At 67.6% G+C, this 24261-nt stretch carries 20 protein-coding genes; 8 read left to right on the top strand and 12 right to left on the bottom strand.

The genetic code is table 11. The features are described from left to right. Positions 1–12: 12 nt before the first annotated feature. The 4 genes from ABDW31_RS12275 to ABDW31_RS12260 all read right to left on the bottom strand — a co-directional run bounded on the left by ABDW31_RS12275 (position 13) and on the right by ABDW31_RS12260 (position 5902). On the bottom strand, positions 13–807 hold the full coding sequence (locus ABDW31_RS12275; protein ID WP_221444662.1) for a transporter: 795 nt from the start codon (positions 805–807) through the stop codon (positions 13–15). Positions 808–922: 115 nt separating this feature from the next. Continuing rightward, positions 923–2959, bottom strand: coding sequence for a potassium-transporting ATPase subunit KdpB (gene kdpB / locus ABDW31_RS12270; protein WP_343698887.1), 2037 nt, complete (start codon positions 2957–2959; stop codon positions 923–925). Between the two features lie 11 nt (positions 2960–2970). Beyond that, a complete protein-coding gene (gene kdpA, locus ABDW31_RS12265) occupies positions 2971–4686 on the bottom strand; it encodes a potassium-transporting ATPase subunit KdpA (RefSeq protein ID WP_184718700.1) in 1716 nt (571 codons plus the stop codon). Between the two features lie 283 nt (positions 4687–4969). Further along, on the bottom strand, positions 4970–5902 hold the full coding sequence (locus ABDW31_RS12260; RefSeq protein ID WP_184718698.1) for an iron-containing redox enzyme family protein: 933 nt from the start codon (positions 5900–5902) through the stop codon (positions 4970–4972). 193 nt (positions 5903–6095) lie between these two features. Between ABDW31_RS12260 and ABDW31_RS12255 the strand changes: the two genes are divergently transcribed. Further along, complete coding sequence (locus ABDW31_RS12255) at positions 6096–6845, top strand: exonuclease domain-containing protein (RefSeq protein WP_184718696.1); 750 nt, start codon at positions 6096–6098, stop codon at positions 6843–6845. A 3-nt stretch (positions 6846–6848) separates the two neighbouring features. Here the strand turns inward: ABDW31_RS12255 and ABDW31_RS12250 are convergent, their stop codons facing one another. After that, the gene (locus tag ABDW31_RS12250; protein WP_184718694.1) at positions 6849–7295 is read right to left on the bottom strand and encodes a pseudoazurin; all 447 of its coding nucleotides are present in this window, start codon (positions 7293–7295) and stop codon (positions 6849–6851) included. A 204-nt stretch (positions 7296–7499) separates the two neighbouring features. Here ABDW31_RS12250 and ABDW31_RS12245 point away from each other — a divergent pair, with 204 nt between their 5' ends. After that, positions 7500–7970, top strand: coding sequence for a PAS-domain containing protein (locus ABDW31_RS12245; RefSeq protein ID WP_184718692.1), 471 nt, complete (start codon positions 7500–7502; stop codon positions 7968–7970). A gap of 4 nt (positions 7971–7974) precedes the next feature. On the opposite strand, the gene ABDW31_RS12240 is transcribed toward ABDW31_RS12245, so the two are convergent. Further along, positions 7975–9309: an MFS transporter gene (locus ABDW31_RS12240; protein ID WP_184718690.1), complete on the bottom strand. Its 1335-nt coding sequence runs from the start codon at positions 9307–9309 to the stop codon at positions 7975–7977. Between the two features lie 133 nt (positions 9310–9442). Here ABDW31_RS12240 and cyoA point away from each other — a divergent pair, with 133 nt between their 5' ends. Genes cyoA through ABDW31_RS12215 form a run of 5 tightly spaced genes read left to right on the top strand, consistent with a single transcriptional unit; the run spans position 9443 to position 14314 of the window. Next, entirely contained in the window at positions 9443–10576 is a 1134-nt protein-coding gene (cyoA, locus tag ABDW31_RS12235; RefSeq protein WP_184718688.1) for a ubiquinol oxidase subunit II, read from the top strand. Between the two features lie 4 nt (positions 10577–10580). Further along, positions 10581–12581: a cytochrome o ubiquinol oxidase subunit I gene (gene cyoB / locus ABDW31_RS12230; RefSeq protein WP_184718686.1), complete on the top strand. Its 2001-nt coding sequence runs from the start codon at positions 10581–10583 to the stop codon at positions 12579–12581. A gap of 1 nt (position 12582) precedes the next feature. Further along, positions 12583–13224, top strand: a complete 642-nt coding sequence (cyoC, locus tag ABDW31_RS12225) for a cytochrome o ubiquinol oxidase subunit III (protein WP_184718684.1) — start codon at positions 12583–12585, stop codon at positions 13222–13224. Further along, the gene (cyoD, locus tag ABDW31_RS12220) at positions 13221–13619 is read left to right on the top strand and encodes a cytochrome o ubiquinol oxidase subunit IV (protein ID WP_184718682.1); all 399 of its coding nucleotides are present in this window, start codon (positions 13221–13223) and stop codon (positions 13617–13619) included. Before cyoC ends, cyoD begins: the two co-directional genes overlap by 4 nt. Beyond that, on the top strand, positions 13616–14314 hold the full coding sequence (locus ABDW31_RS12215; protein ID WP_184718680.1) for an SURF1 family protein: 699 nt from the start codon (positions 13616–13618) through the stop codon (positions 14312–14314). The genes cyoD and ABDW31_RS12215 overlap by 4 nt, the downstream gene beginning before the upstream one ends. On the opposite strand, the gene ABDW31_RS12210 is transcribed toward ABDW31_RS12215, so the two are convergent. From ABDW31_RS12210 to ABDW31_RS12190, 5 genes are all read right to left on the bottom strand, one after another. Continuing rightward, complete coding sequence (locus ABDW31_RS12210; protein ID WP_184718677.1) at positions 14311–14655, bottom strand: hypothetical protein; 345 nt, start codon at positions 14653–14655, stop codon at positions 14311–14313. The two genes, ABDW31_RS12215 and ABDW31_RS12210, sit on opposite strands and share 4 nt — an antisense overlap. A 171-nt stretch (positions 14656–14826) precedes the next feature. After that, complete coding sequence (locus ABDW31_RS12205) at positions 14827–16614, bottom strand: CIA30 family protein (RefSeq protein ID WP_184718675.1); 1788 nt, start codon at positions 16612–16614, stop codon at positions 14827–14829. A 70-nt stretch (positions 16615–16684) separates the two neighbouring features. Further along, entirely contained in the window at positions 16685–17230 is a 546-nt protein-coding gene (locus ABDW31_RS12200) for a RidA family protein (protein WP_184718673.1), read from the bottom strand. Beyond that, positions 17227–19737 (bottom strand): zinc-dependent metalloprotease, encoded by a 2511-nt coding sequence (locus ABDW31_RS12195; protein WP_184718672.1) that lies wholly within the window; start codon positions 19735–19737, stop codon positions 17227–17229. The genes ABDW31_RS12200 and ABDW31_RS12195 overlap by 4 nt, the downstream gene beginning before the upstream one ends. Before the next feature lie 22 nt (positions 19738–19759). Continuing rightward, entirely contained in the window at positions 19760–21079 is a 1320-nt protein-coding gene (locus ABDW31_RS12190; protein ID WP_184718670.1) for an MFS transporter, read from the bottom strand. A gap of 380 nt (positions 21080–21459) precedes the next feature. Between ABDW31_RS12190 and ABDW31_RS12185 the strand changes: the two genes are divergently transcribed. After that, positions 21460–22380, top strand: coding sequence for a LysR substrate-binding domain-containing protein (locus ABDW31_RS12185; RefSeq protein ID WP_184718668.1), 921 nt, complete (start codon positions 21460–21462; stop codon positions 22378–22380). A 38-nt stretch (positions 22381–22418) separates the two neighbouring features. On the opposite strand, the gene ggt is transcribed toward ABDW31_RS12185, so the two are convergent. Continuing rightward, entirely contained in the window at positions 22419–24200 is a 1782-nt protein-coding gene (gene ggt, locus ABDW31_RS12180) for a gamma-glutamyltransferase (protein WP_184718666.1), read from the bottom strand. Between the last annotated feature and the right edge of the window lie 61 nt (positions 24201–24261).

The following is a 24261-nucleotide window of genomic DNA, read 5'->3' as shown; positions in this document are numbered from 1 at the left end:
TTCGAATCGTCCTTAGAAGCGCTTCGAAACGCCGACGTACAGCTGCACGTCGGGCGTGTTCCGGTTCAAGCCGAAGTTGGCTCCGCCGTCCAGTTGCAGCGTCGGGGTGACGAGATAGGCGGCGGCGATGTCGGCCGAAAACTGGGTGATGGTGTCGGCCGGGTCGAAGTTGGTGAACGTCCACAACTCGCCGATCAGGGTCAGCTTGGAGGTCACCGGGCGCGCCAGGTTGATGGTGTTGGTCACCCCGGCGTGGCGGCCGCTGCCGTCGCTGTCCAGCAGCAGATCGACCTGCGGGTTGAAGGTCAACGTGGCGCCGTCCAGGGCGAAGCTGACCGGCACGGCGACACCGCCCTCGACCTTGTCGTTGCCCAGGCCGCGGCTGGCGGTCGGGACCTTCACATAGGGAATCAGCGCGACGGTCGCCTTACCTTGAGCGTAGGCCTGGACCTTGTAACGCACCCAGACGTCGCCCACGCCGTCGAGCTTGTCGTCGACGCCAGGACCGCGCGTGCGGGCCTCGACATAGGGCGTCCAGGTCAGTTGCAGGTCGCTGGTGTCGGTCAGGCCGACCTTCAGGGTCGTGGCGGCGACGGCGGTCGTGTCGGCCTTGACGCCGGCGACCTTGCTACGGGTCCAGTTGACGCCGTCGGCCTCGACCTGCCAGGCGCCTTTGGGGACCGTGCAGACCGCGTTCGATTTGGTCGGACGGTCCGTACAGATCTGAGTCTCCTGAGCCGAGGCGACGCCGTGGAAGGCCAGGACCGAGACGGTGGTCAGGGCCAGAGATGCGAACTTGAAGTTCATGGAAATCAAGACTTTCAGAGGAAAAGTTCGGCGGACCATGCCGCCAGGAAGACGATCCCAATCGCCACGAGACCGAAGAGCGTGTCCTTGACGATCGCGGCGATCGGGCGGGGCATCAGGCCAGCCCCAGGGCCGACACCACGAGGTCGATCAGCTTGATGCCCACGAAGGGGGCCACTAGGCCGCCGATCCCGTAGAGGGTCAGGTTGCGCGACAAGAGCTTGCCGGCGCCGATGGCGCGGTATTTCACGCCCTTCAGGGCCAGCGGGATCAGGGCGACGATCACCAGGGCGTTGAAGATCACCGCCGACAGGATGGCGCTCTGCGGGCTGTGCAGGTTCATGATGTTCAGCGCGCCCAGCGCCGGCAGCGAGGCCACGAACATCGCCGGGATGATGGCGAAGTACTTGGCCACGTCGTTGGCGATCGAGAAGGTCGTCAGCGCGCCGCGGGTGATCAGCATCTGCTTGCCGACCTCGACGATCTCGATGACCTTGGTCGGGTCACTGTCCAGGTCGACCATGTTGCCGGCCTCGCGGGCGGCCTGGGCGCCGGTCTGCATGGCTACGCCGACATCGGCCTGGGCGAGCGCGGGCGCGTCGTTGGCGCCGTCGCCGCACATGGCCACCAGACGACCCTTGCCCTGCTCTTCCCGGATCAGCCGCAGCTTGTCCTCGGGCGTGGCTTCGGCGAGGAAGTCATCGACGCCGGCTTCCGAAGCTATGGCCGCGGCGGTCACCGGGTTGTCGCCGGTGATCATTACCGTGCGCAGGCCCATGCGGCGCAGGTCGGCGAAGCGCTCTTTAACGCCCGGCTTCACGACGTCCTTCAGGTGGATGATCCCGACCAGGACGCCGTCCTCGCTGACCGCCAGCGGCGTGCCGCCCGAGCGGGCGATACGGTCGACGGCGGCGGCGATCTCGGCCGGCACGCTCTTGGGCTCCAGGGCCAGCGAGCGATAGACGGCGTCGACCGCGCCCTTGCGCCAGCTGCGCCCCTCGTGGTCCAGACCCGACTGACGGGTCTGGGCCGTGAACGGGATCGCCGTGGCGTCGGCCGGCTGCTCGACGATCAGGCCGCGATTGCGGGCCAGTTCGACGATCGAGCGGCCTTCCGGCGTCTCGTCGGCCAGCGAGGCGACCAGGGCCGCCTTCAGGGCGACGTCCGGACGCACGCCGGGGGCCGGGACCACCTCGACCGCCATGCGGTTGCCGAAGGTGATGGTGCCGGTCTTGTCCAGCAGCAGGGTGTCGACGTCGCCGGCGGCTTCCACGGCCCGACCCGAGGTGGCCAGGACGTTGACCTTCAGCAGACGGTCCATGCCGGCGATGCCGACGGCGCTGAGCAGGCCGCCGATGGTCGTGGGAATGAGCGTGATGAACAGCGCGCCCAGCACCAGCGGATCCAGCACCACGCCCGAGAACTTGCCCAGGCCCAGCAGGGTGACGACCGCGATCAGGAAGATCAGGGTCAGGCCGGCCAGCAGCACGGCCAGGGCGATCTCGTTGGGCGTCTTGCGACGGTCCGCGCCTTCGACCATGGCGATCATGCGGTCGAGGAAGGTGTTGCCCGCCTCGGCCGTGACGCGGATCTTCAGCCAGTCGGAGACGACCGTGGTGCCGCCGGTGACGGCCGAGCGGTCGCCGCCGCTCTCGCGGATCACCGGAGCGCTTTCGCCGGTGATGGCGGCCTCGTTGACGCTGGCCATGCCCTCGATGATCTCGCCATCGGTGGGGATGACGTCACCGGCCTCGACCAGGATCACCTCGCCCACGCCCAGCTTGTGGGCCGGGGTCGGGACCCAGGTCCCGGTCACGGGATCGACCAGCAGCTTGGCCTTGGTGGTCACGCGGGTGGCGCGCAGGCTGTCGGCCGCGGCCTTGCCGCGCCCTTCGGCGACGGCTTCGGCCAGGTTGGCGAACAGCACTGTCGCCCAAAGCCACAGGGCGATCTGGATGGCGAAGCCCGACGGCTGGGCCGTCGCCACCGCCGCGACCGCCGAGACGGTCGACAACAGAGCCACGATCCAGGTGGCGAAGATCACCGGATTGCCGGTCAGCTTGCGCGGGTCGAGCTTGAGGAAACTGTCCTTGGCCGCGCGGGCCAGGACGGCGCTGGAGAGACCTCCAGCGCGGATATCTATGGCGCTCATGATGTCACCGCTCAGCGGAGGGCCGCGACCGCGCCGAGCACCTGGAAGTGCTCGACGATCGGTCCCAGCGCCATCGCGGGGAAGAATTGCAGGCCGCCCAGGATCAGGATCACCCCGACCAGGAGGCCGACGAACAGGCCGCCATCGGTCGGCAGCGTGCCGGCGGTAGGGGCCAGCTTGGGCTTGACGACCAGGGCGCCGGCGATGGCCAGCACGGCCGCGATCGGCAGGAAGCGGCCCATGGCCATGGCCAGGCCCAGGGTGACGTTCCACCAGGGCGCGTTGGCGGTCAGACCGGCGAAGGCCGAGCCGTTGTTGGCGGTGCCGGAGACATAGGCGTAGAGGATCTCCGACAGGCCGTGCGGCCCCTCGTGCATCAGGCCCTTCAGCGCTTCGGGCAGCACGGCCGAGATGGCCGAGAAGCCCAGCATCGACAGCGGGATGATGATCACGGCCAGGATCGCGAACTGGATCTCGCGGGCCTCGATCTTCTTGCCCAGATATTCCGGCGTGCGGCCGACCATCAGACCGGCCACGAACACAGCCAGCAGGGCCATGACGACCATGATCGCGATGCCCGAGCCGATGCCGCCCGGCAGGATCTCGCCCAGCTGCATCAGGAACATCGCGATGCCGCCGCCCAGCGGCATCAGGCTGGAGTGCATGCCGTTGACCGAACCGTTCGAGGCGCCGGTCGTCGCGGCGGCCCAGGCGGCGGTGGCGGGCGCGCCGAAGCGGACCTCCTTGCCTTCCATGTTGACCGACGTGTCGACCCGGGCCGCGACCTGCGCGGGCGGGGCCGGTTGCGTCTCGGTGGCGTAGATGCCCGCCGCGCCGGCGAACAGCAGCACGAAGGCGGCGGTCACCAGGGCGCGCACCTCCTTTTTGGCCATGACCATCCGGCCAAAGGCGAAGAAGGCGGCCCAGCCCAGCACGTTGATCGAGATCGCCGTAATCAGGTTGGTCAGCGGCGTGGGGTTCTCGAACGGGTGCGCCGAGTTGGCGTTGAAGACGCCGCCGCCGTTGATGCCCAGCATCTTGATGGCTTCCTGCGAGGCCACGGCGTAGAGCGAGATGTTCTGCTCGGCGCCTTCCAGCGTGTGAGCGGTGACGCCGGCCGACAGGGTCTGCGGAACGCCCAGCGCCACCAGCAACACGGCCACGACGAACGAGACCGGCAGCAGCACGTAGAGCGTGGCGCGGATCAGGTCGGCCCAGAAGTTACCGACGCCCTCGCCCCGGTTGGCGACGAACGCCCGCGCCAGGGCCGCGGCCACGGTCGCGCCGGTGGCGGCCGAGACGAAGTTCTGCACCGTCAGCACCAGCATCTGGCTGAGCGTCGACATGGTCGTCTCGCCCGCATAGCTCTGCCAGTTGGTGTTGGTGACGAAGCTGATGGCGGTGTTGAACGCCAGATGCCCCGACAGGCCGGGGAAGCCCTGCGGGTTCAGCGGCAGCACGCCCTGCAGGCGCAGGACGGCATAGGTCAGCACGAAGCCGACCAGATTGAAGGCCAGCAGCGCCAGGGCGTAGCCGTGCCAGCTCTGGCTCTTCTTCGGATCAATGCCGCAGGCGGTGTAGAGAAGCGCCTCGACCGGACGCATCAGGGGATCGAGGAAGGTCCGCTCGCCTTTCCAGACGCGCGACATGAAAACGCCCAGCGGCCAACCGATGGCGACCGCCAGGCCCAGGGTCAGGGCGATTTCCGCCCATCCTTGCCAAGTCATTTGAGGAGGTCCGTCAGAACTTGTCAGGCCGCAGCATCGCCGCGACCATGTATCCGGCGACGACAATCGCGCCGGCCGCCCACAAGAGGTTCACGAGCATCGTCAGACGCGCCTCAGGGCGCCGACGAAGCCCGCGAACAGGGCGAAGAGGACGAAACCTCCTCCTAGGAACATCAGATCAGCCATCTCGGCCTCCGTTTCATTGGAGGCGGATGGACCATGGGGCCGCGTAAGGGCTCCATGTGGAAGCGCGACCCTGGTGTAAGGGCCGCGTAAAGATCGCCTATTCGGCGGCGTAGACCACCGGGTGGACGTGAGCCCACAGGTGGGCGCGGTAGGTGTCGAAGCACTGCTCGCCGCAGATCAGGCGCATCACCGCGCCCTCTGCAATGAAGCGCGCCCGCGACGGGTCCTCGGTGACCAGTGGGATCAGCGCCTCGGCGTTCCAGGCCTTGGAGTGCTCGATGTCGAGCTGGGCGTGCAGGGCGAAATACTTGCGGGCCTCAGGCGAGACGCCGACCCGCTTGAGGCCGGCGTCGACGCAGGCCACCCGGGTCGGGGCCGTCAGCTCGACCACGCCCAGAGCGCCGATAGACTGCCAGACATAGCGGCGGGTGGTGGCGAAGGCGGTCATGGTGTTGGCCAGACACAGCGACTGCCACAGCGTGCAGTCGATGGTCGGCGTCAGGCCCAGGGTCTGTGTCGTGCGCGACAGCATCGGACCATGCATGCCGCGGGCGCTGCCCCGGCCCATCTCGTCCCAGTAGTTGCGGGCCAGCTCCAGCTTGGCGCGGTCGGGCACCTTGACCTGGGTCATGGCCACTAGGTCATCGAAGCCGGCCTCGCCCGCGGCCTCCTGGGTCAGGAACCACTTCAGGTCGTCCAGCGAGGCCGCGCCTTCCAGCCAGTCGAACAGAGGATCCCATTGGCCGGGGCCGTGCTCCTTCAACGCCTCGAACCAGGCGATGAAGCCTTCCGGATCGGTCGGCGTGTCGGCGACCAGCGGCGCGACCTGCGCGCGGAAAGCCTCGATGAACTCGCCCTCAAGCCGGAGCATGCGGGCGTTCTCATCCAATTCGCGCCGCCAGTCGTCGCCCGGCTCGGCCGGGGCCAGACGCTGGTGGTTCCAATGGGCCAAACCCCGGTGCAACGCCTCGGCATCGGGGAACCGCGGGCTGAACACGCCCAGACGGGAAAGACGCTCGCCACCAAACACGTCATGCTCTCCATCACATCGCCGGCCTGCGCTCCGGCGAGGGTCAAACGAGGTTCAGGCGCGGCCGTTCCAGTGTCGGGCGGTCGACAACAAAGCCGCTTAAGCAATTGAGTTCGATCAGGAACCCGGCGCACGTATGCGAGTTCGCGGCGCCATCTTGGGATCGGGCAAAAGGCGGACCATATTGAAGATCATGCCCCTACCCCGCGTCCGCGTCATCGATCTGGAGACTGCTGGAACGGCGTCACACGAGGTCTGCGAGATCGGCTGGCAGGACGTCGTTCAAGGCGATGACGGCCGCTGGGCCCTCACCAAGGAACGCGGCGCGAAATTCGTCAATCCGGGCGGGCCGATCTCGCCGCAGACCATGGCCGTGCACCACATCCGCGACGAGGACGTCGTCGGCGCCGGCTTCTGGAAAGATGTCGCGCCGGGTGTGCTGCGGCCCGACGACGGGGTCCTGGCTCTGGCCGCACACCGGGCGGCGTTCGAGCAGCGGTTCTGCACGCCCCGGTTATCTGGCGGCGCGGCGTGGATCTGCACCTGGAAGTGCGCGCTTCGCCTCTGGCCGCAGCTGCCCAGCTTCTCGAACCAGATGCTGCGCTACACGCGCAAGCCCGAGGGGTTAGACCACGCGATCGGCCTGCCGGCGCACCGGGCCATGCCCGACGCCTATGTCACCGCCCATCACCTGCGCGACATGCTGAACGCGGTCTCGGTCGAGCAACTGCTGGCCTGGAGCCGTGAGCCCGGCCTGTTGCCCCGCGTGCCCAGCGGGGCCGAGCGCGGCAAGCCTTGGAGCGATGTGGGAAACGAAGCGCTGCAGGCGCTGGCCCGCGACCGCGATCTCGACGTGCGCTTCAGCGCCGAGACCGAACTACGGCGTCGCAACCAGCTTCCCAGTGTGGCCGCGACGCCGCCGGCTCAGCAGCGTCTGCTGTGAGCGTTAGCGGATCGCGTTGAAAGCTGCGGTCAGGCGCTTCTTCACCAGCCCCGGCGTGGTGGCGACGCTGGCCTCGGCGGCCGCGGCGTTGGGCTTGCCGTCACCGACCTTGGCCACGAACACCATGCCCATGCCCCAGTGCGGTGTGCACTTGAAGCCGTAGACGCCCGACTTGGCCAAGGTGACCACGACTTCCTTGTTCAGCGCGCCCTTCACCGGCGTAAAACCCGGAGGGGCCATGCCGGGGATCGACGCCACGTCGTGACCCGGATCGGTCGGAATGAAGCGGATGGTGTCGCCCGGCTTCAGCTTGGCGCTGGACGGTTCGAAGACCATCATGCCTTCCGCACCGCGGTTCAGCATCTTGACCTTGAGTTCGGCGGCTCCCGCCACGTTCGCGAACGTGAGGACCCCGGCGATCGCGCCGAGCGCGAGAACGGACTTCAACATTGGAGTTCCTGGGTTATGCGATCGGGCCAAAGCCGCCCGGTGGCATGGTTCTAGGATCTCGCGCCGAGGCGAACTTTGCGCAGGCGCAAACCCGCGCGCCATAAACGTCATTTCCACCTGACTGCGACGGAACGCCACGCAGGTTAAGCTACGCCCTATTAGGTACGTTGCGCGCAGGTTGCCCCCGTCGCAGGGACCCGTGTCATGACGCACTCCAACATCATCGCCTTCGAGCCCAGAAACCCCGTCCTGGCCTATGAGAACGAGGAGCTAGACGACGGCGACCGGGAACTGCTGGAAGAGCTGGCCGAGACCCTGGCCAGCATGCCGCGCGGCATGTGCATGATCGACGATGAGGCTCGGCTGATCTTCTGCAACGCCGCGTTCGCGGCGATGTATGGCCTGCCTACCAGCCTGACCCGGCCGGGGACCACGCGCGCCGAGATCGTCGCCTTCTGTGTCCCCCGCTTTGCCGCAGCGACGGTCAATGTCCGCGACCAGCTGGCGCTGGACGACAAGGCCGGCCCCGAGGACACGGTCGTGGCCGAGTACTGGATCAACGAGACGCGCCGCGTGCGCGTCTCGCACACCAAGATCGCCGGCGGCGGCTACGTGGCCCTGCACGAGGAGATCGAGGTCGCCGCTCTCCTCGCGCTGGACCTGGAACAGGCCTGACGGCCTATTCGCCGGATTTTGGCGCCCAGTCCTTGTTGATGACCAGGGCCGCCAGGGTGCAGGCCACACCCGACAGCAGATAGGCGCCGACCGACCACAGGCCAAAGCGCGTCGCCAGGAACAGCGCCACCAGCGGGGCGAAGCCCGCGCCGATCAGCCAGGCCGAGTTGGCGACGATGGCCGCGCCCGTATAGCGGTGATGGGCCGGGAAGCTGCTGTTGACCACGCCCGACGACTGACCAAACGCAAGGCCCAGCAGGGCGAAGCCGGCGATCATGTAGATCGCCTCCCCCACGCCGCCGGCGTTCAGCAGCTGGGGCGCAAAGCCGCTGTAGGCGCCGATCATCACGGCCGAAACGCCCAGCACGGCGCGGCGGCCGACACGGTCGGCGATCACGCCCGAGGCCAGCATGGCCAGAACGCCGATCACCGCGCCGACAGCCTCGATGGCCAGGAAGCGGATCGGCTCCTCGCCCACGCGCAGGGTCACCCACGACAGCGGGAAAACGGTGACGAGGTGGAACAGCGCGAAGCTGGCCAGCGGCGCCAGGGCGCCCAGCGCGATCGTGCGCCACTCGACGGCGACGGTCTTGAACGGCGGCGACGGCTGCAGTTCCTGGCTCTCGAACAGGCGCTCGAACTCCGGCGTGGCCACCAGGCGCAGGCGGGCGAACAGGGCCACGACGTTGATGGCCAGGGCCACGAAGAACGGATAGCGCCAGCCCCACGACAGGAAGTCGGCCGGCGACAGGATCGAGATGAAGTAGGCGAACAGACCGGTGGCGACCAGCAGGCCCAGCGGCGCGCCCAGCTGCGGAATCATCGCGTACCAACCGCGGCGATCCTTGGGCGCATTGAGCGAGAGCAATGACGGCAGGCCATCCCAGGCGCCGCCCAACGCAATCCCCTGGGTGAAACGGAACACGGCGAGCAGCACGGCCGACCAAACGCCGATCGTCTCGAAGCCCGGCAGCAGAGCCAGGGCCATGGTCGAACCACCCAGCAGGAACAGGGCGATCGTCAGCTTCACGCCCCGTCCGTGCTTGCGGTCGATGGCGGTGAACAGCAGCGTCCCGAACGGGCGACCGATGAACGCCAGGGCAAAGACCGCGAACGAGAAGAGCGTACCGGTAACTGCGTCTACGTAAGGGAACACGACGGCGGGGAACACCAACACCGACGCCAGGGCGTAGACGAAGAAGTCGAAGAACTCGCTCGTACGCCCGATAATCACGCCAATAGCGATCTCTCCGGGGGCGACGCGGTGGTCATCCGCGGTCACCAGACGGGCGTCGCGCTCAAGCTGAGTCGAGTTCGAGGCGGCGATCGTTTCAGTCATGCGTCCCGTCCTGGGGTTGGCTCACGGCCCGGATCGTGCAATCCACCGGTTCAAGTGATCGCTACATATTGCGCTAGCGAAAAGATTGTACAACTCTCAAAGCAGCCGGAATGAGCAGCCTGATGGTCCCCTCATGCGCTTAAGCTTCCCAGGTCTTGGGCGACATGCCCGCGTTATCCCAATCGCGCTCCTCGTTCTCTTGTCGGGATGCGAGCGGGCTGTCCTGGATCCTGCCGGGGACATTGCGCTGCAACAGCGTAATCTGATCTACATTTCAACGGGGCTGATGCTGTTGATCATCGTCCCGGTGATGATCCTGATCGTCGTCTTCGCCTGGCGCTACCGCAAAGGTGGCGACGGAACGTACGACAAGCAGTTCCACCACTCGACCTCTCTGGAGCTGGTGATCTGGTCGGCGCCGCTGCTGATCATTATCGCCCTGGGCGCCCTGACGTGGTCCAGCACCCACCTTCTGGACCCCTTCCGCCCCCTGGACCGTATCTCGGCCGAGAAGCCGATCGACCGCAACGTCGCCCCGCTGCGGGTGCAGGTCGTGGCCCTGGATTGGAAGTGGCTGTTCATCTACCCCGAGCAGGGCGTGGCCACCGTCAATGAGCTGGTGCTGCCGGTCGATCGCCAGGTGCGGTTTGACATCACGTCCACCAACATGATGAACACCTTCTACGCCCCCACCCTGGCCGGCATGATCTACGCTATGCCCGGGATGCAGAGCACGCTGCACGCGGTGCTGAACAAGCAGGGCGAGTACGAAGGCTTCTCGGCCAACTACAGCGGCGCAGGCTTCTCGGACATGCGCTTCAAGCTGCGCGGCGTCGACCAGGCCGGCTTCGACCGCTGGATCAGCGAGACCAAGGGCAGCACCAAGACGCTGCAGACCCCGCAGTATCTGGCGCTGGAAAAGCCCAGCGAGAAGGTCCCGGTCGCACACTACGGCAGCGTCGAGGCCGGCATCTTCAACCGCATCGTCAATCGCTGCATCACGCCGGGCACCACCTGCATGAGCGCGACGATGAAGCACGACGGCAAGCAGCATGGCCTGGTCCCGCCGCGCGGCGGCGAGCACCAGCACGGCGCTCCGCCCGAAGGCGCGGTGTTCAAGGAGCCCGAGGACATCGCACCCGGTACGAACGTGACCAAGCCACGCGATCCCAAGCCCCCCGGCAACCAGGCGCCCGCCTCGCCGAAGAACCGCGACATGTCTGCTATCTCGCCCGCCCTGGCGCGCGACGGATCGATCGGAGCCTAAGCCAATGTTCGATCAGACCCTCGCGAAGACCATTTTCGGACGGCTGTCCTGGGAGTCCTTCCCGGTCCACGAGCCGATCCTGCTGGTCACCTTCGCCGTCGTGGTCCTGCTGGGCCTGGGCATCCTGGCCGCGGTGACCAAGTACAAGCTCTGGGGCTATCTCTGGACCGAGTGGTTCACCACGGTGGACCACAAGAAGATCGGGATCATGTACATGATCCTGGGCATCATCATGCTGCTGCGCGGCTTCGCCGACGCCGTCATGATGCGTCTGCAACAGGCCATCGCCTTCGGGGCCAATGAGGGCTACCTCAACGCCCACCACTACGATCAGATCTTCACCGCCCACGGGACGATCATGATCTTCTTCGTGGCCATCCCGCTGGTGGTGGGCCTGATCAACTACGTCATGCCGCTGCAGATTGGCGCGCGCGATGTGGCCTTCCCCTTCCTGAACAATCTCAGCTTCTGGCTGACGGTCGCCGGCGCGGGCCTGGTCATGGTCTCGCTGTTCGTCGGCGAGTTCTCGCGCGCCGGCTGGCTGAACTACGTCCCCGTCGCCAACCTGCAGAACAGTCCGGACACCGGGCCTGACTACTATCTATGGGCCCTGCAGATCGCCGGCGTCGGCACGACGCTGTCGGCCATCAACATGGTCGCAACCATCCTGAAGATGCGCGCGCCCGGCATGACCATGATGAAGATGCCGGTGTTCGTCTGGACGGCGCTGTGCAGCAACGTCCTGGCCATCGCCATCTTCCCGGTGCTGACCGCCGCCTTCGCCCTGCTGATGGCCGACCGCTATCTAGGCATGAACTTCTTCACCAATGATCTCGGGGGCAACCCGATGATGTATTGGAACCTGGTGTGGATCTGGGGTCACCCAGAGGTCTACGTGCTGGTCCTGCCGGTCTTCGGGATCTATTCGGAGATCACCTCGACCTTCTCGGGCAAGCGCCTGTTCGGCTATTCGTCGATGGTCTACGCCACGGTGGTCATCACCATCCTGTCGTACCTCGTCTGGCTGCACCACTTCTTCACCATGGGTTCGGGCGCCAGCGTGAACTCGTTCTTCGGCATCGCCACGATGGTGATCTCGATCCCGACCGGGGCCAAGATCTTCAACTGGCTGTTCACGATGTACCGCGGCAACATCCGCTACGAGCTGCCGATGATGTGGGTCGTGGCGTTCATGCTGACCTTTGTCGTGGGCGGCATGACCGGCGTGCTGCTGGCCGTTCCGCCGGCCGACTTCGTGCTGCACAACTCGCTGTTCCTGGTCGCCCACTTCCACAACGTCATCATCGGCGGCGTGGTGTTCGGCCTGTTCGCGGGCATGACCTACTGGTTCCCCAAGGCCTTCGGCTTCAAGCTGGATCCGTTCTGGGGCAAGGTCTCGTTCTGGGGCTGGGTCGTCGGCTACTGGCTGGCCTGGACGCCGATCTACGTGGTCGGCCTGATGGGCACCACGCGCCGCGTCCGCCACTTCGACGACCCCAGCCTGCAGCCCTGGTTCGTGCTGGCCGCCATCGGCGCGCTGATCATCGGCGTCGGCATCGTGGCGTTCGTCATCCAGATCGCGGTCAGCATCAAGAACCGCGACAAGCTGCGCGACACCACCGGCGATCCCTGGGATGGCCGCACCCTGGAGTGGGCCACCTCGTCCCCGCCCCCGAACTACAACTTCGCGTTCTCGCCCGTCGTCCATGACCTGGACGCCTGGTACGACATGAAGGATCGCGGGGCCCAGCGTCCGACCACCGGCTTCCAGCCTATCCACATGCCGCGCAATACCGGCATGGGGGTAATCCTGTCGGGCCTGGCGATGGTCATGGGCTTCGCCATGGTCTGGTATATCTGGTGGCTGGCGATCGTCAGCTTCGTGGCGCTGGTGGTGCTCAGCATCGCCCACACGTTCAACTACGACCGCGACTACCACATCCCCGCCGACGTGGTGACCGACACCGAGAACCAGCGCACGCGCCTGCTGGCGGAGGAAGCGTAAGATGTCGACCGCGACCGACAAGGCCGAGACCTCGCCGACCTTCTATCTCATCGAGGAAGCCGGGCACGACCACGGCCATGGAGCCAGCGGCGGCAGCACGCTGCTGGGCTTCTGGATCTATCTGATGAGCGATGCCCTCATCTTCGCGACGCTGTTCGCGACGTATGGGGTGCTGTCCACCGCCTATGCCGGCGGTCCCGGGCCGGCCGAATTGTTCGAGCTGCCGCTGGTGGCCTTGAACACGGCCTTCCTGCTGTTCTCGTCGATCACCTACGGCATGGCCATGATCGACATGGAGGCGGGCAACAAGCGCGCCACCCAGATCTGGCTGGCGGTCACCGGCCTCCTGGGCGCGGCCTTTATCGGGGTGGAGCTCTATGAGTTCACCACCCTGATCCATGAAGGCGCCACACCACAGACCAGCGCCTTCCTGTCGGCCTTCTTCACCCTGGTCGGCACCCACGGCCTGCACGTGACCTTCGGCCTGATCTGGCTGGTGGTCATGCTGGTCCAGGTCGGCCAGCGCGGCCTGAACGCCGACAACCGTCGTCGCCTGGTGTGCCTGGGCATGTTCTGGCACCTGCTGGACGTCGTCTGGATCGGCGTCTTCACGTTCGTCTATCTGCTGGGAGTGCTGCGATGAGCGCCCACGACGCTTCCCACGATCACGCGGGTCACGACGACCACGCCCATGACGACGGCCACAGCCACGGCACGCGCCGCGGCTATCTGATCGGCTTTGCGCTGTCGGCGGTGCTGACGGCCCTGCCCTTCTGGCTGGTCATGAGCGGCGCGATCGCCAACGCCCAGACGACCGCGGCGATCGTGGTCGCCCTGGCCTTCATCCAGATCGTGGTCCACACGATCTTCTTCCTGCACATCAACACCAAGTCCGAGGGCGGCTGGACGCTGCTGGCCCTGATCTTCACCGTCATTATCGTGGCGATCGTGATCAGCGGCTCGCTGTGGATCATGTTCCACCTGAACAGCAACATGATGATGCCGATGAACCCGGCGAGCGCGCCGCCAGCCCCTTGACCAAGTGGTGGCTCGCGTTCGGCTGCCTGCTCTTGGCGCTCGTCTTCGGCGCGCTGGGAGCCTGGCAGGTCGAGCGCCGGGCCTGGAAGCTGGACCTGATCGCCCGCGTCGACGCCCGGGTCCACACCGCCCCCGTCGCGCCGCCCGCGCCTGGCGCCTGGGCCAAGGTCAACGCCCGCGACGATGAGTACCGCCGCGTCCGCGTCGACGGCGAGTTCCTGCATGAGCAAGAAACCCTGGTGCAGGCCGTCACGGAACTCGGCCCCGGCTACTGGCTGATGACGCCGCTACGCACGCGGCAGGGCCTGATCATGATCAACCGCGGCTTCGTGCCACCGCAGTGGCGCGATCCGGCCACCCGCACCCGCTGCATCCCGGGCGAACATGTCGTCATCACCGGCCTGATGCGGATGAGCGAACCGCGCGGCGGCTTCCTGCGCTCGAACAAGCCCACCCTGGATCGCTGGTACTCGCGCGACGTTGACATGATCGCCAAGGCGCATGGCATCGAGGAAAAGGTCGCGCCGTTCTTCATCGACGCCGAGGCCGATCCCAAGCCGGGCGACTTCCCGATTGGCGGACTGACGGTGATCGCCTTCCGCAACAGCCACCTGGTCTATGCCCTGACCTGGTTCGCGCTGTGCGGGCTGTCTCTGCTGGGCGTGGCTCTGGCCCTGCGGCCGAGGAAGGCCTAGCCGGCGCGGCGCAGCGGCTCAGCCGAAGCGGCGGGTAGTTGGGTGTAGAACCAGGCCAGTTCCGGGTGGCGCTCGACCAGATCGGCGAACGCACGGCGGATACGCGGCGTCAGGGTTGGGTCCTTCACGCACATGGCCACCACCAGGGCCGCCGTCGTCCGCAGGGTCGGATTGCGCAGGCTGGTCTTCTGCTCCTGCAGGCGCTTCAGCCAGCGCGAGCCGCCGGCGTCGGCCGGCAAGTCGGCCATGGCGCGGTCGATATCCCGCAGCGTCTCGGCGATGGTCTCGGCCAAGCCGATCTCCAGCGCCAACTCGACGAAAGTCCCCTCGATACGCGACACAGATACGCCCCAGAACAGATCCGCAGCCCGACACCGCAGAACTGAGGATTTAGCGTTCGAAGGGGATGGCGCGCAAGCCCAGGTTCCGATTTTGTTCACAGATCGAAACCCGGTTCTGCACAGGGCGATTTGGGCCGGAGCGAGCATCCGCCCTCCCCGGCCCGAAGCCGCCTAGTAGAAGGTCACGTCGTCCAGCTCGAACCACAGCTTGGCGCGCGCGGCGCGTTCGCCGTCGACACCGACTTCCAGCAGATCCGCGCCCGTCCAGGTCGGGGTCTGGCCGCGCATCGTCACCGGCTTGAAGGCCGAGAACGGCAGCTCGACGGTCTTCCAGGCCGAACCGGCTTCGACCTCGGCGCGGAACAGGCCGCCCACGCTGCGGATCGTCACCTGGTACGGGCCGCCATCGCCGCGCACGGCTAGCTTCACGCCCTTGAACGCCGTGGCGTCGACCGGCTCGACCGAGCCGCGGCTCAACGGCAGCAGCACGCCGGCCGAGGCGTCGGACTTGCTGGCCATGCGCGCGCCGACGCTCAGCACCTTGCCGCCGCCCTCGCGCTCGATCACCTGCGAGACTTCCAGGCTGCGGTCGTGACCGCCGTCGAAGTCGTCCAGCCGCTTGGTGTCGAGGCTGGTGCGGCCCACCGCGCCCTCGAAGTCGTCGATCAGGGCCTTGGCCTTCAGGGCCGGCATGGTCATGCGGTCGTTGGCCGGCTTGCGCACCGAGCCGGGACCGAACACCGCCTGGCCGTCCAGGAACACCCGGTCGATGCGGCGCACGTCGCCGATGGTCTCCCACGGCTTGCCGTTGACCAGCACGAAGTCGGCCCGCTTGCCGGCCTCCAGCGTGCCGCGATCGGCCAGCAGGTTCATGGCCTTGGCGCTGATGGCCGAGCCCGCGATCAACGCCTGGCTGGGCGTCAGGCCGGCCTGCACCAGCAGCTCCATCTCGCGCAGGCTGGACGGGCCGTGCGGCGTGCCGGGCATGCCGGCGTCGGTGCCCAGGGCCACCGGCACGCCGGCGTCGAACAGGGCCTTGGTGTTGCCCAGGGCATAGCCGAACTTCAGTTGCGACTGCTTGGCGCGCGGGCTGTCGGGATCGGCCGGCGGCTTCTGGCCCGGCTTGACCGGCTCGTACACCGCCAGGGTGGGCGCATAGTACAAGCCCGAGGCCTTGATCTTGGCGACCGTGGCCGCATCCAGCGGCTTGTCCTGCAGGCTGTGGGCGATGACGTCGACGCCGCTCTCGGCCGCGGCCGCGCCGCGCTCGACGGTCACCGTGTGGGTCAGCACCTTGAGGCCGTGCTTGTGCGCCGTGTCGGTCAGCGCCTTCAGCGTCCAGGGGTCCATGCTGGTGTTGTCGGCCATCGCGCCGTAGCGCCAGCCGTCATGGAAGGCCTTGATGGCGTCGGGCTTGTACTTGGCGATCTCATCGACGGCCAGGCGAGCGCTCTCGGGCGTATCGACCCAGCGGGTGGTGTTCTCGTCGGCCCAGTCGGCGCCGTGGCCGCCGGGCGTGCTCATGCGGGCGACAAAGTTGACGTGCGGCGCGGTCAGGGTCGCCAGCCAGCGACGACGCGGCTCGAATGACTCCGGCTGCTGGTGGAAGTCGTTGACCGTGGTGATCCCCGCCGCGAGGTAGGCGTCGGCGATCTTCGGCGTCACGGCCGGCGCGCCGCTGGGCGTCCAGTGGGTGTGGACGTCGATGAAGCCCGGGACCACAGCCTTGCCGGCCGCGTCGATCACGGTCGCCCCCTTGGGCGCCTTCACCTTGGCCCCGACGGCGATGATGCGGCCGCCCTTGACCACCAGCGTCCCGCGATAGGGCGCGGCGCCCGTGGCGTCAAAGATCTCGGCGTTGGTGATCGCCAGCGGCTTGGTCTGGGCCAGGGCCAGCGAGGTCGAGAGCGCGGCGACCGCGACGCCTCCGGCCAGGATGCGAAGGATGGATGCGGACATGCGAGCGTACTCCTGGAATGAAACTGGGCGGGCCGTTCGACGGCTCACCTCATGACGACGAACGACGGCGCTAAATCCGGACGCTGAAAATGGCCTCGACCTCGACCGGCGCGCCCATGGGCAGCGAGGCGACGCCAACGGCCGCGCGGGCGTGCTGGCCACGCTCGCCCAGCACCGCCTTGATCAGGTCCGAGGCGCCGTTGACGACCTTGGGATGGTCGGTGAAGCCAGGATCGCAGGCCACGAAGCCGGTCAGCTTCAGGCAGGCGGTGATCTTCTCCAGATCGCCGCCGACCGCGGCCGCCGCCGCGCCAAGCACGTTCAACGCGCATTGGCGGGCTGCGGCCTGAGCCTCTTCCAGGCTGACCTCGGCAGGCACACGCCCCTTGGCGATCAGGCTGCCATTCTTCAGCGGCAGCTGGCCCGAGACGAAGACCAGATCGCCATGCCGGACGAAAGGCGCATAGCTGCCGATCGAAACCGCGACCTTGGGCAACTCCAGCCCCTGGACCTTCAGGGCTGCGGCGGCGTCGGCGCGCGCCGCACTCACACCGCAGGCCAGCGACAGGGCGGCTCCGCTGAAGCCGATCAGGGCTTTTCGACGGTCGGCGATCATCGGGTGAACTCCGTGGCTTGCAGCGCCGCAGCGCGGGTCTGGTCGGAAGGGGCGCAGAACCAGCAGTCCTCGATCGGGCTGCCGGGCGGTGTCTTGGGCGCGGGGGCCTGGTCGGAGGCGAAGCGGGCCAGGGCCTCGCGATCGCTCTCGGCCAGCAGACGCGCCAGGTAGAGGTCGTAGACACCGGCGCCGGAGGCCAAGGCCTTGCCGGTGGCGGCCAGCTTGGCCTCGATGACCGCCGCCACGGTCGGCGACAGCGACTTGTCGCCCAGGGTGTCGACCAGATCGCCGATCAGCCGCGCCTGCTGGCGGCGGCGGATCTCGGCGAAGCGCGCGGACTCGCCGGGCTTGGCCTGGACCTGGGTGAACAAGGCGTCCAGCAGCTCGCTGACGGTCAGCTGGCCCGGATCGCGGCGGGCCTGTTCCTGCACACGGTTCAGGCGCGGGGCCTCGACCAGTTGGCGCAGGGCCATGTCCGAGGCCACGATGGCCGCACCCACAGGGTCGAACACCGGCCCGCCCAGGGTGTCGAACAGCTCGATCTCGAACTGCCGGTCCGGCGTGCCCGAGGCGGCCTGGGACAGCAGGGCCACCAGGTCGTCGGGGGTGTCCAGCAGCGCCGGATCCAGGGTCTCCAGCACGGCCTTCAGCGCGCGGCGCTGAGCGCCGGCGTCGATGATCTTGGCGCGCTCGCGCCCCTCGCCGTTCACCGCGTAGCTGAAGTCGACGCCGCCAACCTGCTTCACAGCGCCGTCGACCTGATAGCGGTGGAACAGATAGATCGGCACGAACACCCGGCGCAGGTCGGCGACCGGCGCGCCGGGTGCGATATTGCCCAGGCCAAAGCGCGACAGGGCGATCTTGCGCACCGCCAGGGTGTCCTTCAGCCCGTCGACCGGATCGCTGCCGTTATCCCACTGGGTGCTGGCCGGATGCTCGTCGTCGGCGATGAACATCATGCCCTGGCCAGCGACCTCGCGGGCGATCTTGTCCAGCGCCTTGGCGGTGTCCGTGCCGGGCGGGAACTGGCTGTACAGCCACTTGACCGTGAACTTGTCCCACGCGCCCGCGCCTTTCACGTAGGCGTCGCTGAAGTCGAGCTTGTCGCCCTTCACGTGGATCAGCGGCGCGGGGTAATCCAGCGTCGAGGCCCGGCCGAAGGTCGAGCCCGCAAAGTTGTGCGAGAAGCCCAGGGCGTGGCCGGTCTCGTGCATGCCCAGCTGGCGGATGCGCTGCAGGGCGATCTGCACCGGGTCGTTGACCCCGCCCTTGCCCGTGCCCGCCGCGCCCAGAAGGCCCTCGAAGATCATCTTGTCCTGGCGGACGCGCAGCGACTCCAGCTGCACCACGCCGCGCACGATCTCGCCGGTGCGCGGATCGACGATGGTCTGCCCCGTGGACCAGCCGCGCGTCTGGCGATTGATCCAGAAGATGACGTTGTAGCGGGCGTCCATCGGATCGACGCCCTCGGGCAGCACCTCGACCTTGAAGCCGTCGATGAAGCCGGCCGCGTCGAACGCCTGGCCCCACCAGTTGGCGCCCTCGACCAGGGCCGTGCGGATCGGCTCGGGCGCCGCGCGATCGACATAGAAGACGATCGACTTCTTGACCCGCGAGCGGGCGGCGCTCGGATCGGTCTTCTCCAGCCGGAACCGGCGGGCCAGGCGGTAGACGATCGCCGAGTCCAGCGGCGCGGCGAAGTCGACGACCGGCACCTGCACCGAGGTGCCAGTGCGGGGATCAAAGCGACGCGTCTCGAAGCCAGCCTCGGGCAGCTTCACGAACGAGTGGTGCACCGTCAGGGTGATCGATCGCGCGTCCGGCGCGATGGCGCGGACCTCGACGCCGGGGTCGTCGGCGGTGAAGGTCTGGACCGCCTCGAACTCCAGGTTCGTGGGGAAGACGCCGCTGCGGGGCGCGTCCACATAGGTCAGGTTGGCGGCGGGCCGATAGACGCCCTGCTTGCGCATGCGGATGCGGCCAGCGACGTCCAGCGTGTCCTGGGTCAGGAAGCTGGTGATGTCGACCAGGGCTGCGCCGTCGGGGCCCTCGGCGATGGCGTCGCCGCTCCAGAGGTTGGAGACCGCGAACGAGCTGCGCACCGCGCCCGCCTCGAGCTCGCCGGCGCCGTTGGCGCGGTACTCGGGGTTCTCGGCCTGGATGATCACCTTCTTGCCGGCGCGGCGGAAGGCCAGCAGCTGGGCGCGGCCGGTGGCGGCGCGGTCCAGGCCCAGCGAGGTCGAGCCCAGGCCGGTGGCCAGGCTGGCCTGATAGATCACCCGCAGCGAGACGCCGTCGGCGCCGGCCGGCGGCACCTGGACCAGCACCTTGCCCGTCTTGGCGTCGACGAAGGTGCGCAGCAGGCCGTCACGCGGCTGAGCGGCGCCGGCGGCGGTCTGCGCCCAATCGGCTGCGTAAGACGCCGACGGCAGGACCGAGGATGACAGAGCCAGCGCCGCGATGGCGGCTGCGTAGACCAGGCTCTGGCGCTTGAGCGAACGCCGCATGAAAGATCCCCTCGATTGCATTCTAATGGACAAAGGCCCCTCGCCCGCGCGGCCAGGCCAGCACGCCCAGGCTCACCGCCGCGCACAGCGCGACATAGAAGCTGGGGGCGATCGCCAGGCCGGTCTCCCGGACGAGGACGGTGGAAATGAAGGGCGCAAAGCCGCCGAAGACCATCACCGCGCCGTTGTAGCCGACCGACAGCGCCGTATAGCGGACGGCGGTCGGGAACAGCGTGCACAGCAGGGCCGGCGCTGCGCCGTTGTAGAGGCCATAGAGCACGCCGGCGACCACCGCGACCAAGGCCAGGGCGGTGAGGTTCTGGGCGTGGGCCAGGGACGCGAACAGGGGCGCGCTCAGCAAGGCGAAGCCGGCGGCCGACGCCATCAGCAAGCCGCGCCCGCCCCAGCGGTCATAGGCCAGACCCGCCCACGGAATGACGGCGAGATTGACCAGAACGGCGCAAATGGTCCCTGCCAGCGCGTTCGCCGGCGCCATGCCCAGCGTGTGCACCGCGAAGGTCGGCATGAAGGTGATGAACACATAGCCGGACACCGTCCAGATCATGGTCAGGCCGAAGCAGGTCAGCACCGCGCCGCGATGGACTGTCAGGGCGCTGCGCAACGGCGCTGGCGCGGTCCGCTTCTGGTTCGAGACCGCGGCGAACTCCGGCGACTCCTCGACCCGGGCCCGCAGATAGTAGCCGATCGGCGCCAGCACGAAGCCCAGCAGGAACGGCAGCCGCCAACCCCAGGCCTGCAGGTCGTCGGCGCTCAGAATGGTGTTGAGCAGCAGGGCCGAGCTGATCGACAGGATCTGGGCCAGGCCGGTGCTGACCTGCTGCAGGCTGCCATAGAAGCCGCGGCGACCGGCCGGGGCGTGCTCGACCAGGAAGGTGGTCGCCCCACCCCACTCGCCGCCGGTCGAGAAACCCTGCACCAGCCGGAAGACCAGCAGCAGGACCGGCGCCCAGAGCCCGGCTTGGGCGTAGGTAGGGACCAGTCCGGTCAGACCCGTGGCGATCGCCATCAGTGTGATGGTCAGGGCCAGGGCCGCCTTGCGCCCATGACGGTCGCCATAGCTGCCGATCACCATCGCCCCGACGGGCCGCATCAGGAAGCCGACGCCATAGGTCGCGAAGCTGGCCAGCACCGAGGCGATCGGGTCGGCGGACGGAAACACCGCCCGACCGATCTGGACGGCGAAGTAGCCGTAGACGCCGAAGTCGAAGATCTCGAACAGATTGCCGGCCAGGCAGGCGGTGATCGCACGCCGACGCGTCGCAGGGCCGAGCGCGAGGCGCTCCGCCGCCGGCGACAAGCGCTCGACACAATCCAACGCCATTCGCCCCAAAAGCCCCACGCCACCAATACAGTGATGATGACCGAACACGACTTGGCCATCAACAGTCGAGCAACCCACAAATATTCACGAGCCGCGCTGTTTACTTCAACAAGCCGACCTCATGATCACCAACAACCGCGCCGATCGAACACGCCGATGCGAGTCAGCAAGCCCTACCCCTTTCGACGTCCGCCAGACCGCCCTGACGCGCCGCGCGGCCCTGAAAGAAACCGCAGGAGGAATAAATTGCCCCAAGCAGGGCGCCCGACGATGGTACCGGGAACATCGCTAGGCGTTCTATACGCTGAACGACATTTTCTTTGCTGAACGCGTGTTCGTTGTGCCTAAGTTGGCTTCGCGGGAAAAAGCGGGGTTTCACCATGACACTGGAGCAGCTGAGGATCTTCGTCTGCGTCGCTGAGCGGTTGAACATGACGCGCGCCGCCGAAGCGTTGCACATCACCCAGTCGGGCGTCAGCGCGTCGATCGGCGCTCTGGAAAACACCTACGGCACGGCGCTGTTCGACCGGGTCGGTCGGCGCATCGAACTGTCCGTCGCCGGACGAGCCTTCCTGGACGAGGCGCGCAAGATCCTGAACCAGGTCCGCGAAGCCCAGCGCACGCTGATGGACATGTCGAACCTGCGCCGCGGCACGGTGACGATCTATGCCAGCCAGACGATCGGCAACTATTGGCTGCCCCGTGTGATCGGCGAGTTCAGCAACCGCTTTCCGCACCTGAGCATCGACCTGCACATCGCCAATACCGAGGAAGCCGCCCGCATGGTGCTGGACGGCGCGGCGGACATCGGCTTCGTCGCCGCCCCGCACGTGGATCCCGACCTGGACGGCGTCGACGTCGAGGGCGACCAGCTGTGCATCCTGGTGCGCCCCGACCACGCCTGGGCCCATCGCCCGCCGCGTCCGGAAGAGTTGGTGCGCGGCGCCTGGGTGCTGCGCGAGGAAGGCTCGGCCACGCGGTCGGAGTTCGAGCGCGCCTTGCGCGGCCTGGGCGCCGACGTGAAGAAGCTGGACGTGCGCCTGGAGCTGCCGACCAACGAGGCGATCCTGTCGGCCGTGGTCGCGGGCCTGGGCCCCAGCGCCCTCTCCGACCTGGTGGCGCGCGAGGCCCTGGCGTCAGGCGCCCTGGTGCGGGCGGTCAACCTGCCGCGCCGAACCTTCCGCGTGCTGCGCCACTCGGAACGCAAGCTCAGCCTGGCCGCCGAGATGTTCCTGAAGTGTCTGCCGGGCGCCGAACAGGACGCCGAGCCCCTGCCCTTCCGCCGTCGCGCCACGGCCTAACGAAAAAGGGCCGCCTCGCGGCGGCCCTTCCTGTTCCCTCAGTACTGCTTGACCCCGACCGCGGCCGAGTCCGGCCGGCGGGTGTCGGCCGCGCCGTAGAAGGTCTTGCCGTCAGGCCCGATCATGATCGACTGGGTGCTGCCGATGATCTGCGAGCGCTCGACCTTGTGGCCCTTAGCCTCCAGGCCGGCGACCAGATCCTCGGGGATCGACTCTTCCAGCTGCAGCGGACCATCGACGCCTGCCTGGTAGATCCGCGGCCGCTGGGCGGCCTCGGCCATGTTCAACTTGAAGTCGATTAGGTTGACCAGCACCTGCACCATGGTGCCCAGGATGGTGCCGCCACCGGGCGTGCCGGTGGCCACCCAGGGCTTGTCGTCCTTGAACACGATGACCGGCGAGATCGTCGACTGGGCGCGCTTGCCCGGCTCGATCTTGTTGCCCAAGCTGGTCGGCTTGGGGTTCCAGTCGAAATTGCCCAGCGAGTTGTTGAGCAGGAAGCCGGTGCCTGGCGCCACGACGTGGGCCCCGAACGACGCGGTGAGGGTGTAGGTGTTGGACACCACGTTCCCCTCCTTGTCGGCGATCGAATAGTGCGTCGTGTCCGGCCCCTCGAAGTTGTGCGGGTCCAGGCCCGGCAGCGACTTCGAATCCAGCGACTTGTCCATCGTGATCAGCTTCGCGCGCTCGGCCGCGAAGGCCTTGCTGGCGATGCCCTTGGCCGGCGTCTTCCATTGCGGCCCGCCGCCCGAATAGCGCCGGTCGACCGTGACGATCTTCAGGGCCTCGGCGATGACGTGCATGGTGGCGACGTTGCCGGCGCCCAGCTTGTCCATCGGGAAGTGCTCGAGGATGTTCATGGCCTCGGCGACGCTGGACGCGGCCGAAGTCGGCGGCATGTAGGCGATCTTGTAGCCGCGGTAGTCCGACCAGATCGGCTCCAGCACGTTGGCCTTGTACGACTCCAGGTCCTTCAAGCTGATGATGCCGCCGCCGGCCTTGATGCCGGCCACCAGCTTCTCGGCCACGGGGCCCTTGTAGAAGCCGTCCGCGCCGCGCGCCTGGATCTGGCGCAGCGTCCAGGCCAGATCGGGGTTCTTGTAGACCTCGCCCGGACCGTAGGGCGAGCCGTCCGGCTTGAAGAACACCTTCAGCGCGCCGTTCGGATCCTGGGACATCGCCGACTTGCGCTTGGCCAGGGCGTCGGCCTCGTCGTCGCTCATCACCAGGCCATTGACGGCGAGATCGATCGCCGGCTGGACCAGATCGGCCCAGGGCAGCTTGCCGAAACGCTTGTGCGCCTCATAGAGGCCCGCGACGGTGCCCGGCACGGTGACGCCCTTGAAGGACTGCACCTTGTCGCCAGCGACCCGGCCCTTGTCGTCCAGCAGGAAGTCGGGCTTCACGGCCAGCGGGGCCTGGCCGTAGTACTCGATGGCCACCGTCTTCTTCGAGGCGGCGTCATAGACCAGCATGTAGCCACCGCCGCCCAGATTGCCGGCGCGCGGCAGGGTCAGGGTCTCGGCGATGCCCACGGCCACGGCAGCGTCGACGGCGTTGCCGCCCTTGGCCAGGATGTCGGCGCCGATCTTCGAGGCGATCTTGCTCTGGCTGACGACCATGCCGTCGCGGCCAATGGTGGGATGGTGGATCGAGCCGTAGCCGATCAGGTCGCCGCCCGTTTGGGCCAGCGCCCGCGTGGGCGCTTCTTCCTGGAACGCGTAGGCCGGCGTGAGCGGCGCCAGGCTGGACGTAACGAGCGCGCCGGCGAGGACGGCGCACAACAAGGCCGAGCGGCCTAGGAGATTCGATTTACGCATGGTGCTCCCCGATCGGCGCCGCCCCCTCGTTTCATGGGGGACGGCGCCGTGGTTACGACAG

The sequence above is a fragment of the Caulobacter sp. genome, from assembly GCF_039596335.1.
Taxonomy (GTDB): Bacteria; Pseudomonadota; Alphaproteobacteria; order Caulobacterales; family Caulobacteraceae; genus Caulobacter.
This window is presented reverse-complemented; position numbering and strand designations above follow the sequence as displayed.

What these genes read in the sequence shown, in the direction of transcription:
- ABDW31_RS12275 (WP_221444662.1), bottom strand. Translation starts at nt 807, where the DNA reads ATGAACTTCAAGTTCGCATCTCTGGCCCTGACCACCGTCTCGGTCCTG.
- kdpB (WP_343698887.1), bottom strand. Translation starts at nt 2,959, where the DNA reads ATGAGCGCCATAGATATCCGCGCTGGAGGTCTCTCCAGCGCCGTCCTG.
- kdpA (WP_184718700.1), bottom strand. Translation starts at nt 4,686, where the DNA reads ATGACTTGGCAAGGATGGGCGGAAATCGCCCTGACCCTGGGCCTGGCG.
- ABDW31_RS12255 (WP_184718696.1), top strand. Translation starts at nt 6,096, where the DNA reads ATGCCCCTACCCCGCGTCCGCGTCATCGATCTGGAGACTGCTGGAACG.
- ABDW31_RS12250 (WP_184718694.1), bottom strand. Translation starts at nt 7,295, where the DNA reads ATGTTGAAGTCCGTTCTCGCGCTCGGCGCGATCGCCGGGGTCCTCACG.
- ABDW31_RS12245 (WP_184718692.1), top strand. Translation starts at nt 7,500, where the DNA reads ATGACGCACTCCAACATCATCGCCTTCGAGCCCAGAAACCCCGTCCTG.
- ABDW31_RS12240 (WP_184718690.1), bottom strand. Translation starts at nt 9,309, where the DNA reads ATGACTGAAACGATCGCCGCCTCGAACTCGACTCAGCTTGAGCGCGAC.
- cyoA (WP_184718688.1), top strand. Translation starts at nt 9,443, where the DNA reads ATGCGCTTAAGCTTCCCAGGTCTTGGGCGACATGCCCGCGTTATCCCA.
- cyoB (WP_184718686.1), top strand. Translation starts at nt 10,581, where the DNA reads ATGTTCGATCAGACCCTCGCGAAGACCATTTTCGGACGGCTGTCCTGG.
- cyoC (WP_184718684.1), top strand. Translation starts at nt 12,583, where the DNA reads ATGTCGACCGCGACCGACAAGGCCGAGACCTCGCCGACCTTCTATCTC.
- cyoD (WP_184718682.1), top strand. Translation starts at nt 13,221, where the DNA reads ATGAGCGCCCACGACGCTTCCCACGATCACGCGGGTCACGACGACCAC.
- ABDW31_RS12205 (WP_184718675.1), bottom strand. Translation starts at nt 16,614, where the DNA reads ATGTCCGCATCCATCCTTCGCATCCTGGCCGGAGGCGTCGCGGTCGCC.
- ABDW31_RS12200 (WP_184718673.1), bottom strand. Translation starts at nt 17,230, where the DNA reads ATGATCGCCGACCGTCGAAAAGCCCTGATCGGCTTCAGCGGAGCCGCC.
- ABDW31_RS12195 (WP_184718672.1), bottom strand. Translation starts at nt 19,737, where the DNA reads ATGCGGCGTTCGCTCAAGCGCCAGAGCCTGGTCTACGCAGCCGCCATC.
- ABDW31_RS12190 (WP_184718670.1), bottom strand. Translation starts at nt 21,079, where the DNA reads ATGGCGTTGGATTGTGTCGAGCGCTTGTCGCCGGCGGCGGAGCGCCTC.
- ABDW31_RS12185 (WP_184718668.1), top strand. Translation starts at nt 21,460, where the DNA reads ATGACACTGGAGCAGCTGAGGATCTTCGTCTGCGTCGCTGAGCGGTTG.
- ggt (WP_184718666.1), bottom strand. Translation starts at nt 24,200, where the DNA reads ATGCGTAAATCGAATCTCCTAGGCCGCTCGGCCTTGTTGTGCGCCGTC.